Source organism: Lactobacillus sp. HMSC08B12 (genome assembly GCF_001808415.1).
In the GTDB taxonomy this organism is placed as follows: domain Bacteria; phylum Bacillota; class Bacilli; order Lactobacillales; family Lactobacillaceae; genus Lactobacillus; species Lactobacillus delbrueckii.
Genome location: NZ_KV793150.1, coordinates 14,435 through 27,676, shown reverse-complemented (window position 1 = coordinate 27,676; position 13,242 = coordinate 14,435). Strand labels below are relative to the sequence as shown.

General features: G+C 44.7%; 8 protein-coding genes and 1 tRNA gene. 1 reads left to right on the top strand and 8 read right to left on the bottom strand.

Translation table 11 applies throughout. The annotated features are described in order from the left end of the window. Positions 1-219 (top strand): hypothetical protein (locus HMPREF3168_RS10455; RefSeq protein ID WP_210384545.1); only part of this gene is annotated, 219 nt, incomplete at its 5' end. Between the two features lie 110 nt (positions 220-329). Here the strand turns inward: HMPREF3168_RS10455 and HMPREF3168_RS04780 are convergent. From HMPREF3168_RS04780 to HMPREF3168_RS04745, 8 genes are all read right to left on the bottom strand, one after another. Further along, entirely contained in the window at positions 330-899 is a 570-nt protein-coding gene (locus HMPREF3168_RS04780) for a hypothetical protein (RefSeq protein WP_070488722.1), read from the bottom strand. A gap of 182 nt (positions 900-1,081) precedes the next feature. After that, positions 1,082-2,326, bottom strand: coding sequence for a GIY-YIG nuclease family protein (locus HMPREF3168_RS04775; RefSeq protein WP_070488719.1), 1,245 nt, complete (start codon positions 2,324-2,326; stop codon positions 1,082-1,084). Continuing rightward, a complete protein-coding gene (locus HMPREF3168_RS04770) occupies positions 2,310-4,304 on the bottom strand; it encodes a DEAD/DEAH box helicase (RefSeq protein WP_070488716.1) in 1,995 nt (664 codons plus the stop codon). The genes HMPREF3168_RS04775 and HMPREF3168_RS04770 overlap by 17 nt, the downstream gene beginning before the upstream one ends. 1 nt (position 4,305) lies before the next feature. After that, positions 4,306-7,014, bottom strand: coding sequence for a class I SAM-dependent DNA methyltransferase (locus HMPREF3168_RS04765; RefSeq protein WP_070488728.1), 2,709 nt, complete (start codon positions 7,012-7,014; stop codon positions 4,306-4,308). Positions 7,015-7,355: 341 nt separating this feature from the next. Further along, positions 7,356-7,428: transfer RNA gene (locus HMPREF3168_RS04760), tRNA-Thr, on the bottom strand. A gap of 94 nt (positions 7,429-7,522) precedes the next feature. Further along, on the bottom strand, positions 7,523-8,788 hold the full coding sequence (tyrS, locus tag HMPREF3168_RS04755) for a tyrosine--tRNA ligase (RefSeq protein WP_002877898.1): 1,266 nt from the start codon (positions 8,786-8,788) through the stop codon (positions 7,523-7,525). Between the two features lie 258 nt (positions 8,789-9,046). Then, entirely contained in the window at positions 9,047-10,108 is a 1,062-nt protein-coding gene (locus HMPREF3168_RS04750) for an acyltransferase (protein WP_070488713.1), read from the bottom strand. A gap of 78 nt (positions 10,109-10,186) precedes the next feature. After that, complete coding sequence (locus HMPREF3168_RS04745) at positions 10,187-13,189, bottom strand: LTA synthase family protein (protein WP_035175411.1); 3,003 nt, start codon at positions 13,187-13,189, stop codon at positions 10,187-10,189. Between the last annotated feature and the right edge of the window lie 53 nt (positions 13,190-13,242).

The following is a 13,242-nucleotide window of genomic DNA, read 5'->3' as shown; positions in this document are numbered from 1 at the left end:
GTGTTCAATTTATTCTTGCAATTGGCGAAAGAAAAATTATCTAGGGATTTCGGAAAACTTTGTAGCGACTTAGAGTTCCAAAAACACCAAATTATTGAAAAAGACTTTGTTTTTACGTCCATTGCTGATACACTTTGTGAACTACTCTATTCTGAAAATAATATTGTCAAGCGTTGGGACCTCCATGTTTATGAAGAGCGATCCAAATATATTTTTTAATAAAAAGAGTCACACTAACTAAAACGACCCCCGAAATTAGAACATTAATTTCGGAGGTCATTTCATTTTTATAGGAATGTACTATTTGTTAAATTTTAGCTCAGTCTTATCTATCTTTCTTGAAGTTCCTTAGCTCTAACCGCCTTTTGATTTGCCAGTAATTCAGATAGCCAACAAGCGAATGCGGCTTTGATTGTCTTTTTTCTAGACAATATTTCTGGATCTGGTCCTAAAAGTCTTTGACCATCTACATTTTTCCAAGTCCAGCCTCCTGGGGTAGGCACAAGGTAGCCATAGGTAACAACCACCCTATCTAATGCATCCCATACGCTTGCAGGCGCCTCATTTATTGGACAGAAGTAGGCTTTAATAGCGTACATCTTCCCATCTGGAACACAGAAAAAACAACCATACTTGATCTTTTCCGGGTTGCCAAAAATGATGGTAGCGTGTGCCAGTTGACCAAGTTTCTTAGTTCTCTTCGCCTTCTTTACAGCAGCTTTTGGCTCTTTAACTAGCTTAACTTCCTTCGCCTTTAATAATTCCGGCAATTTGCCTAATTTTACTTGCTCAGCATAGGCTTTAATTAGCTTCCATTCATCATCAGTTGCCCTAATCGTATGAACTTTACGGCCACTTTTCGGACGCCCTGCCCCTTCCCTAAATCCACCTCTTGGCATGGTAAATCTCTCCTTTTGATTTTGTATTACGTTTTCTATCTCTATTATAACATGATTTCGTATTACGTAAATCAAAGCTTATCTTACTGACTCGTAAGTAACAGTATGTGACTTCTAAACAGAAGCAGATAAAAAGAGCGAGGTACTTCAACTGAAGTGCTTCGCTCTTTTTTTCACCTAACTTAATTTTGCATCCCATCAAGCTGTTTAACTCTTAATTGGGTAATTAATTTGCCAACAACCGTTTCAATGGTGTTTAAGTCTACAACAAACCATTCCATAGGATGGATGATCTTACCATTAGCGGCTTTGATATCAACATCCAGCCGATATTCTGCCAGAGCATGGTGAATTGTTTTTTCTAACGTCTTAGCGTTAAGGTTGATGACTTTAATCTTTTCTACAATTTGAATAGGTGCATATAGATAGGTTGGTTCATTTTCAGCATTAGCAGTCCTCTCTTCGACTGTATTTTCAGTAACACCAACCTTATATAGATCGTGTTCCTTTTCAATCTCAAGTATTTGCGGATTCTGACTAAGTGACTTCAAAACATAAACATAGCCAGTCACATAGTCGTCATTGGTCAGTTTATATTCCTTCTGCATAGGTTCAGTCACAATGTATCCTGGCACCGTGCGACGCTGTTTACTTCCATATAAGGATGAGGCTAGCCCGCGGATAAATGGGAAGTTCTCCGTCCCGTTTTCATAAATGACGTGTGCCCGTGCATCCTTACGGCTTTTGCTATCACTACTTTCCCGAAGCTGAAGATCACCAATTGCCTCAATATAGATCAATTGACCATTCAAGATATAAAATCTGTGCTCCTTGAGATTCTTTTCTGGATTCTGAAATTTAACCAGTTGACGCTGACCAGATGATATTCCAGCTTGAATTTGCTTGAACATTGGCTCGTACTTGCTGAAGCCGTCCATCTTATTCCGGACAGATTTTTCTTCTTCCTGTTTCTTTGTCAGTATTTGCTTAAATTTGGCGGTGTCAAAAAGCTTACTGTTCAATTCCATATCTTCCTGACTATCGTCAAATAAGAGAGAATCATCAGTCAAAATATCATCTAGAGAATCAAAGTCCATCTTTTCTTGTTTAATAGCCTTTGCTTCTCTCTCTTTTTCGCTGCTACCGTCAGCCTCACCCAACAAATGCAGCTCATCATATTCTTTCAACTTCTGACAGCGATCTGGGTTGTTCCGTATCCCCTTTAAGCGAGAGAACATCTTACGCTCAGTCAGATCCATTGTTTTTTGTGGCTCTTTACCACCATGCTGTTTAACCCAGTCAATGATTTCTTTGAACCCTTCTACGTCTGGATCGTAGTTGATAACTGGCTTCTTATCCGGAGCCAACAGCGTTGCCGCATCTGGATCCGCAAAGATGTCCTCTAAACTTCTAATTGGCTTGTCCATTTTGTGCTCCCTTTTTAGCTCTCAACACCTTCAAGGCTGACAAAGCATAAGCCAGCTTAACTTCCATTTCATCATGAGAGTCCTTGCTTGGCTTACGGCTATTTTCAACAACGAATTGCTTGATTTTAGGGTAAAGAAAAATCAATTCTTGATCATCAAACTTGTACTTATTTGCATCAATAGCGCTCTGAATCTTTCTCAAGACATCACTATTAATATTCTGAGAAATAACATCGTATGCTCTTTGGAATGGATTGATGGAGTCAATCAAATTAATATCCAGGTCATCAATGTTGACAAATTTATCGGCCATTTTCAAAAAGTCATTGGTCTTTCCCTGCTCATCAACCGCAGTATCTGTCTCAGCATGTTGCAAATTAATCTGAGCAACAGTGTATTGTCTGACTTGCTCAACTTCATCATCAGTAAGGTCAGGATAGCGAGTCATGATGACCTTTGGAATCAATATCTTGTTCATTTCCTCGGCAGCAACATCAGCTGCGATCCCTTTCTTAACTGCACTATCCTGTAAAATTGCTGCCTGCAAATCATTCATATCATTCTCGAGAATGTTACGTACTTTATCTGACGTTATCTCAGCCAGACCTTTGACGTAAATATTTGCTCCGCCATTATTATCATCATCACTCGGTTGAGGATCATGTTCATGTTTACGTGGCTTTAAATGAATCTGTGGAGCAAGAACTTGTTCCATTAACAGGGATGCTGAAATCGCCTTTAAAATCTGATTGACAGCATATTCAACATCTTCATTCTTTGCATCAGGCTGTTCAATCAAGTTCGTAAACTGTGAGTGACTCTTATTAGAACTATCACGAGTTACACGGCCGATGATCTGTACCACTTCAGTCAAAGAATGACGGTAACCAATTGTTAGTGCTTGTTCAGCGAAAGACCAGTCAAAGCCCTCTTTTGCCATCCCCAAGGCGATCAAAATATCTAGATCATCCGCAGAATTCATAGTACGCAGATATTCTTGGACTTTCTCACGCCCATCTTCAGTAACCAGATCAGCTACTTTTAACAGCTGTCCAGTCTCTTTATCTTTGATCGTGTAAATCCCAGTATTTTCATCTTGTCCAACAACGCTGCCGATTGCGTCAAAAATTGCGTCTACTTCCCCATATTTATCTTTAGTAGATTCACCGGAATTGACATTAGGAATGTGGACAATGGTCTTTTTTGTCGTATCAAGAGCTTTATCAATGGCTTCCAAGTAAGAGCCTTGATAAAACTTGTAGTCAATACCAAAAGACTTTAAATAACGGTAACCGTCCAGTTGTTCATAGTAAGTGTAGGTTACCTTATCAAACATAGCTTCATCATCTGGTGTCAAGATTGGAGCTGAATCTCCCCGGAAGTATGAACCTGTCATAGCAAAAACATGAGCAGTTGAATTACGTAGGATGTTCTTTAAAGCTTGTCCTAAAACCGAGCTATCATCAGCAGAAACATGGTGAAATTCATCGATAGCAACCATCACATCATCAAAAACATGATCGTTTTCAATTCGTTCATACGCAAAGCGCAAAGTTGCATGAGTACAAATTGCTATTCTGGCGCTAGGATCATCGTTTTTCAAAAACTCAACTAGTTTGTCAACTTTCCCCATATCTCCGCCGGGTAAAGTTAAGTCATACTGAGGATCAACAATCCAGTCCTCGTAGAAGCCGTATTTGGCCAGTTCCGTGTTCTTAAAGGATTTACCAATAGATCTTTCTGGAACCGCCACAATGACCTTTTTTACGCCCTGATTGGCCAATTTATCTAAAGCAACAAACATCAATGCACGTGACTTACCAGATGCTGGCGGAGCCTTTACCAAAAGATATTGCGAATTACGTTTAGCGTAGACCTTCGCCTGCATTTCCCGCATCCCCAGCTCATTGGTGTTTGTGCTTTTTCCTGTTTGATGGTAGTTAATTTCTACGATATTATCTGAAACATTTTTCAACATACTACTTCACATCCTTAACTTTTTCCGCATACATCTCTAACAACATCGAAAGTCTCTCAGCATCATCTTTAAATCCAGACGGCTTATATGCCCTGTCAACAACCCGATCTAGCTCTTGGTGGGCTTCAAGAAGTCTTGCATTCATTGGCTTCGGATTCTTTTCTGCTAATGGCGATCCATATAGTTCAGCTAAAGTGCCGCCCTCTTCTTCACGGATGTCTAAAATATTGAGTACAAGATTTTCAATTTCGTTTTTGCGTCGTGTAGACATCTCTGGTACTGGGAAAGTATTGTAAACAAGTCCGGCAGAGTAGCGATAGTCTGTCTTTAATCTACCACCAACAGCTCTTAGCCAAGTCATATGTATACGTGATTCCAGGAGCCCCAAAAGCCATAATGGAGCATCGTAAATCGCCATGGCAGAATCAGAAATAATAACTGATGAATCAACAATGCCAAATGGAATGTACATGCGAGACTCGGACGAAACACGTGGCGCAACTATCGTCCGTTTATTAGTTACTATATCTTCACCGTACGCAGAAGCATATTCTCCTCGTTGTAAAAACTCCCAAGGCGTTGTACTACCCTTTCTGGCAGCAGAAGATTTTGCGCTCTGCCTAAAAGAATACACTTTGCTTACTCGGTCTTGAATAAGTGGGACATTCTTATACTCTTTGTATGTCTTGTCGTTCATCCACAAACAATATCTGGAATAGCCATTTATATAATCCTTAGCCCCAACATACCTCCTTAATATATTGTTTGGTATCTCTCCTTTTACCTTATTGGCATCTTCTTGACTTAATATTAAATTTCCTCCATCTGATGGTTGACTCCCTTTCACCATTCTAGGGAAACCATTTATAGGGCTAGCAGTCCTAGGCACAATGACACTTTTACTTGCAACCAGATATGGTGAAATTTCTTCAGCTCTTCTTCTCATACCATTAGCTGCATATATCCATCTTGCTTCTGTCTTTTCTTCCTTACTCTCTAATCCAATAATTGATACAGTGACACCAGCATTCTTTCTGGCTGAATTACTCCATTTAAATGACTGGTATGCGAAAAATATTTCTGACATATCCAGTAGTGTTGGCCATAATAATCCAACTTGCTCACCTTGACATATCGAATTTGTCGAAACAAACGAACACTTTGCTTTTGTACCAGTAATATAGCATGCCCCTTTATAAAACCAGCATGATATATAATCTAGATTCTTATACTTAGACAAGACTGATTTAAAAAGTAACTCCATATCTTCTTTTTGTTTTTTATCTTGTAAACTTGAGCCCAAATACGGTGGATTCCCAAATAAATACACTTCATCTTTTTCTTCATGTGGGAGGATCTTACTCCAGTCTAGCCGTAATGCGTTACCACAAACAATATCCCCTGCCTTTTTAAGCGGTAATGTTGGACGAACTGCGTCTTTGATTTCCTGGTGCAATTTAACATTCATCTGGTGCTCTGCAATCCACAGTGACAATCGAGTTACATCACAGGCAAAATCCTCAATTTCAATACCATAAAACTGATCCAACGTTACAGATGGGACATACATGGTAGAAGTCCCCATATTGTTAAGCTCTTTAAGGATGTCAATTTCAAGTTGCCGGAGCTCTTTATACGTAATGATTAAGAAATTCCCAGAGCCACATGCTGGGTCCATAAATTTAATTTTCCCAATACGAGCATACAACTCATTAAGTCTGTCTACATTTCCTTTTGCATTTTCAAACTCTTCCCTCAAATCATCTAAAAATAGGGGCTTGATTACTTTCATGATATTCGGAACCGATGTGTAGTGCATCCCTAAATGGCTCCGCTTGTCTTCACTCGCTACCGCTTGAAGCATTGAACCCAAAATATCTGGGTTAATTGATGTCCAATCCAACTTCTTGCCAGCATCAATAATCTTAGTACGGCTTTCAGTCGTAAACTTGAGCGATTCGTGCGGCTCAATAAATAAATCACCGTCAACATAAGGATATTTCTTAACCCAGCTCGGCAATGAAGCATCTCTCTGCTCTTCATGAACATCCAGATTTTCAAACAACTTTTTTATAAAGTCATCAAGATCACTACCGTCCGCCTTAGTATAGGCCATAATGTCATTGGTAAACTCATCCCGCTTAAACATCCCCGTATCTTCAGCAAACAAGCAAAAAAGCAATCTGATCAGGAACAGATTTAAACCATGTGCGGTAGCAGTCGGATTATCCCTAGTGATGATGTCATACAGTTTAGCAAAACGCTCAGCTGCACGTACGTCAGCTGGGTTCTCTTTATCAAAATCCACCTTTTCAATTCCATTCCAAGCAAGAAAGAATTCAAAATACTGTGGCAGATCTTCAAACTTGATGCTCAAACTATCATCAGTCTTTGTATCCTTTGCCAAAATGTCTTTGAAGTCAGTCACAAAAATATAGCGTGGCTTAGATCCAAGATCGCTCACTTTTCTTTCTAAGTCAACGTAAACTTGCATCAACGGTTGATCTGTTTCCTTGTAGTAAAGCTTATTCTTTAAATAAACCTCACCAGGTTCTTTAGACAGATTGACCCGTCCAATCCCTTTACGTAGTTTAGTAATCGTAGAACGTGGAATTTTTTCGTACACGCTCAAAAAGTCAGTAATGAAACTGTCGTGGTCATTCTTGTCAATAATCTCTTGAATCTTATCTTCGTATTCTGTAATAGCCATTTCGTTAGTCCCCATTCATTTCTATCTCTGCAAAACTCTGGCACATATCATATATACTGCAGTTGCATTATCTTTTACTCTCTATTTTATACTAATTCCACATCAGAACATCCCTTGTCACACAAAAAAGCAGGCTCTAAAGCCTGCTCTTATGCTATTTCTACTGCGCCTTGTTTCTTAATATTTCTTTTTCTGTCACACTAAGTCACACTGTGATTTCTTGTGTGGCAAACACTCTATTTCACGTTTAATTTCATTTCAAGCAGATCAACCTTTCTCCTTGAAAACCGCTATTTAGATAGATTTATTTAGCCTTATTTATTTCTATTTAGACTAAATTAAGCTGCTAGCCAGATTTGAACTGGCGACCTCCTCCTTACCACGGCGGTGCTCTACCTCCTGAGCTACAGCAGCGCCTTAATTGTAACATGCCGGCTTCTTTTCGGCAAAAGGATAAAAAGTAAACAAAAAAGAAAGCTTCCAACTGGAAACTTTCTAAAAATCTTTTTTAGCCCTTGATGTGCACCAGGGTGTACTTCTTCTTGCCCTTACGGATGATGACGAACTTGCCGTCAAAAGCAGCCGCCGGGTCAACTTCAAAGTCGGTGTCCTGGATCCGGTCGCCGTTGACATAGATGGCGCCGTTGTTAACGTCTTCTCGTGCCTGCCGCTTGGATGATTCAATCTTGGTGTCAACCAGGAAGTCAACCAGGTTCTTCTTTTCTGCCCCGCTCTCAGCGCTTGGCGCCTTGGCCAGGGCGATTTCTACCTGCTTGGTGGTCAAGTCCTTCACATTGCCGGAGAAGAGGGCCTCAGTGACCGTTTGGGCTTCCTTCAAGCCTTCTTCGCCGTGAACGAACTTGGTTACTTCTTCAGCCAGGCGCTTTTGGGCTTCCCGCTTCCATGGTTCAGTCTTGACCTTTTCTTCCAAGGCGTCGATTTCTTCGTGGTTGAGGAAGGTGAAGTACTTGAGGTACTTGATCACGTCCCGGTCGTCCTGGTTGATCCAGAATTGGTAGAATTCGTAAGGACTGGTCTTTTCCGGGTCCAGCCAGACAGCACCGCCGGCGGACTTGCCGAACTTGGTCCCGTCGGCCTTCAGCATCAATGGGATGGTCAAACCAAAGGCTGGCCGGTCTGCCCCTTCCAGGCGGTGGATCAAGTCGATCCCGGCCGTGATGTTGCCCCATTGGTCAGCCCCGCCGATCTGCATCTGGACGCCGTGGTCCCGGTTCAGGATGTAGAAGTCGATGGCTTGCAGGATTTGGTAGGAGAATTCAGTGAAGGAGATCCCGTTTTCCAGCCGGCTGGCCACGACTTCCTTGTTCAGCATGTTGTTGACCTGGAATAGCTTGCCGTAGTCGCGGAGGAATTCCAGCAGGGTCATCTTGCCCAGCCAGTCACGGTTGTTGACGATGCGGAAGTTTTCCGTGCCAAAGAGCTTCACCATCTGCGCCGTCAAAGCTTCTTCATTGTGCTTGATCGTTTCTTCAGACTGCAGGACCCGTTCAGTTGACCGGCCGGATGGGTCACCGATTGACCCCGTGCCCCCGCCGATAACGATGACTGGCTTGTAGCCGGCCAGCTGGAATCTCTTCAAGATCATGAAGGGAATCAAGTGACCGATGTGCAGGGAGTCACCCGTCGGGTCAGTCCCGCAGTAAAGGGCCAGGTCGTCATGCTTGGCCAGGTAATCCCGCAAGCCTTCCTCGTCAGTTTCCTGGTTGATGGCGCCGCGCCATTTCAAATCTTCCAAAATGTCAAAATTAGCCATTTCTGCCTCCAAATAAAAAAAGTCCCCAGATCAAAAGATCCAGGGACGACTAAATTCTGTCTTAGCCGTGGTACCACCCACGTTCGCACAAAGTGCCTCTTGGGAGCTTCTTAACGGGGTTCTCCTTCCCCGCGCTGTATTTCGTCTGCCTGGCCTGTCTAGCTCGCACCAACCGCTAGTTCTCTGAACGCTGAACCAAGCAGCTACTTCATTGTCGCGTTTTTATAAAAATAACATGAATTCGCCTTCGGGTCAAGCCTATAAAAGCCAGCGGGCCAAAAATCTGCTCCTGCGCAAGAGCCAGACGATAGCCAGACTGCTGGCAAAAATCAAAATTACCAAGCCAGGCAGCCAGGCAGAATTACTTGCCGCCAGCTGCCAGACCGGCGTCTTACTCCAGTAGTAAATCAATAACGGGTGCAGCAGGTAAATGCCCATTACAGACCCGGCCAATTCCCCTAAAACTTCTTCTGACCAAAGCCGGGGCTTGAGCGTCTGCAGGCTGAGAAAAACCGCGCTGCTCTCCAGCAGGACAAAAAAGGAATTATAGCTGTACAAGGTCAGGCGCAAATGGCCGGCCTTCGCCGTCAGCCAGCCAGACAAGACGATTGTCGCTCCAGCCCCCAGCAGGCCCAGGGCCTGGACAAAATACAGGTTGCGCTTGCTCATGTGGACCTGGCTAAAGTAGTAGCCAGCCATGTAGTAGCCCCCAAAGCCCATTACCGTTTGCAGGTCCAGCTTGCCCAGCAGGCGCTTAAAAGCGGCAAGCGCGTCAGCCATATGCTTGGGCGGGTTTGGCCAAAGGCGGATTAAGTCCAGGCCGGTCGGCAAAAGCCAAGCAAAGAGCAGGGCCAGCGAGAGGTAGTATTCGAGCAGCTGCCGTCTTCTGGCCAGCGGCCGCAAAAGCGGCGTCACCAGGTAAAGGCCGGCAATCATCGGCAGATACCACAGGTGGTCATAGCTGCCGATCAGGAACTTAGCCACGGTCACCAGGTCGCCCCCCTTGGCGAAATAGTACCAGCCACAATAAATCAGCTGCCAGATTAAGTAGCTGACTACGATCCGGCGCAGGTATTTTTTAAAAAGCTTTTCCCAGCTCAAGTCAAAATCCGGATTCAGAAAAACAGCCCCGGAAATCATGATAAAAACCGGCACGCAAAAGCGGCTCAAGCCGTCCCAGAAGCTGAGGATCTGCCAGTTTAAGCTCGCGTAATCCTGCCGGTAGAAGTTGAGAGACGTAGCCACATGGATAGTGATTACCCCCAAGATTGCCACAAGGCGGAGGTAATCGAGATAGGCGACGCGCTGCTTATGAGCCATCATTGCCCCCTTTTTTTATTTCAAAAGACAAAAAAAGGGACTAATCCTCCTTAGTCCCTTTTATTGCAATAAATCAAATTATTTCTTCATGGTGTAGAAACCCTTGATCTTCAAGGCATATGCTGAACCAGCCGTCATGTCGTATTGGATCATTTCGTAGTCCTTGAGCAGGGCTTGTTGTGAGCTGGTCAAGGTCTTCGGGTCAACTTCCTTGCCCTTCTGGTCAACCAGGGTAAAGCCGGTGTCATCGCTGTAGCTGATCGTCAAGGCTGGCAGCTTCTTGTGCACTTCAGTTAAAAGTGCCTGGTAAGCCGTAACCTTGCTGTTGGTTTGTTCCAGCATCATGGCGATGAAGTCACTGGTGTTGACGTAGTTGGTCTTGGAAGTCAGTTTAGCCTTAGCCCCGTGCTGACGGGCGTACTTGTTGGAGTAGATGAAGTAGCGGGTCGAGTGCATTTGGACCGGGTACTTAGACGTGTATGACTGGGAAACGATTGACGGGTAGTGGTCACCGTAGAAGACCAGGGTAATTGGCTTCTTGATCTTGTCAATCTGCTTGATGAACTTCTTGACCGCCTGGTCAGTGTAGTGGGTCCCCATGATGTAGGTCGCCACTTGCGTTCTGATGCTGCCGTCGTCAAAAAGATCACCGGAAATCTTGCCGGCATAGTAGTTCTTCGGGTACCAGTTGTTGTACGGCATATGGTTCTGAATAGAAATCAGGTTGATGAACTGGCCGCCCTTGCGGGAATTGATCTGCCGCAAGCCGTTGGCGTAAGTCGTGAAGTCGGAGTTGTAGGAACTGGTCCCTAGCTTCTTTTGGTCCACGATCTTGTACTTGGAACCAAGGTAAACAAACTTGTTGAACTTGAAGCGCTTGTAGTCTTCAATTCTTGAGTAGTAAGTCCCGATGAATGGGTGAACTGCTGAAGAGTAGTTGGAGTTGGCCCCAATGGTTGGGTAGTACTGGTACTGCGGCACGACTTGGACGTAAGGAGTCAAAGTTGTGCTGAAGGAGCCCATGTTAAAGCCAGTCAGTGATTCCCATTCCATGTTGGCCGTACCACCACCGTAGCCGGCACTAAGCATGCTGCCGTAAGTGGTCGTCTTCTTCAGTGAGTGGATGTAAGAAATCGGATCCTTGGTCCCCTTGGCGAACTTGATCGTCGGGAAGGTATATGGATCGATGAAACTTTCACTCAAGTTAAAGATCACGGTCTGCTTGGACAAATCGTTAGTCCGGGTCTTGTTGATCTGGTCAGCCACCTTTTGGTACTTCTCATAGAGCTTCTGAATCTGGCTCTTGGAGTAGTTGCTTGGCTTGTCCATGATCTGCAAGTCGATGTAGTTGAGGAAGTTCAAAATTGGCCCGTTAATCTGGATATCTCTTTCCGGGTTCCGGAAGGACTGCTTGTTGTCAAAGGCCCGGTTCAAGCGGTAAATAGCTGAGCCTTGGTGGTTAAACCACTTCGGCGTCATGAAGAGGGCCAGGCTGGCCAGGGCCCACATCCCCCGCCGCTTCCAGTTGCCGCGCTTCTTGACCTTGAACTTGACTTCGCAGAAGACCATCAAGGCAATAACGGCAGCCAAAGCCAGCAGGATCATGATCAAGGTCTTCTGCCCCCCGATCATGCTCAGCAAACTGTCAGCGTTGGTTACTTCAGACAGTTCACTTGGGTAAATTGGCTCGCCCCGGAGGTCAAGCTTGATCTTGTTGGCAACCGCCCAAGCGATCACGACCGTGGAAGTCGTGATGAGGGAAACCCAGTATCTGGTCGTGACGAAGTAAAGGATGGTGAAGAAGGCGTCAATAAAGATTGTCGTCAAAATCAAGGCCCCCAGCTTGGTCCCGACCAGCCAGACTACAGCGTTGACGTTGGAAGCAGTCGTGATCTGGATCCGCATATTGTCGGATTCAACCAGGAAGGAAGCAAAGGACAGGATAAAGAAGAAGGTCCAAGTCAAAAGGTTGGTCCGGTGGTGGTGGTACTTCATCCAGCCCCAAAGGCGGTTAAAGGCCCCTTCAGCCGCTGCCCCGAAGCTCTTGCTTTCATACAAGAAGCGGTTGATCCGCTTAACTGGCTTGAAGCGCCACAAGTAGCGTTCAATCAGCCAGTGCCAGGCAATAGCAATGACCAGCATGATCAAAATCGTGATCATCCGGTTCAATTGCCGGCTGCCGGTACCGTACTTAAAGGAAGACATAAAGGAGTTGGCATCTGGTGCCTGCATGAAGATGATCAGCGGAACCAGGAAGTCCAGGTCCTTTACTTCCAAAGCCTTGATGGCCGGCCGGGCAAAAGCAAAAGCGGCCAAGGCAATAATAAAGATGAAGGGTGAGGTCACGTTGAGCAGGAACTGGTAGTTCCATGATGATGGGTTGGCCCGCCAGGACATGATCTGTGACCAGTAAACGGCGTTAAAGCCGGCTACCCCGACGATTACCAGGCCAAGGGAAAGGATACCGGCCACAATAAAGATGGCCGTTTGCTTGATGGAAAAGTCAACCTTCCCTAAGAACATCCCCCAGGCAAATGGCAGAGCCAGGTAGAGACCATAGATGGAGTAGTTCATCTCGTAAGTCCCGGCTGACAGGGTAAAGCCCAGCAAGGTCAAGGCGATCAAAATGATCAAGCTCTGCTTCTTGCTGAACTTCTCCTGCCAGTCATAAATGACCGGCTGCACCAGCAGGCCGAAGACCAGGCCCGTCATCAAGACGGAAGTCGAGGTCAGAATCGGGAAGAGGATACCCCAGAAGCGCCAGACATTTAAGTGCCATGGCTTGGAGATAAAGAAGACAAGATAGTAGGCCAAGAGGGTTACTTCCATGATAGCCCAGGCCCTAAAGCCTTCGTTAAAGCGCAGCTTGCGCTTGCTGTAAACGGCCCCGAAGACCATTGGAATAAACCAATAGGTCGCGCTTTCCACGATTGGTGGCAGGTGGCGCAGGTAGGTAATTGAGCTTTTCAGCATGCTGCTCTTGAAATTAAACATTTGCAGCAAAAGCACCAGAGCTGCCAACAGCAGGAAGCCGTACTTCAGCAGGTTATGAATTTTTCTGGATTGTGTTTGTTCACTCATCAATATCGGAATTATTCTCTTTCTTTTGCAAATTCATTATCCATTATACTCAG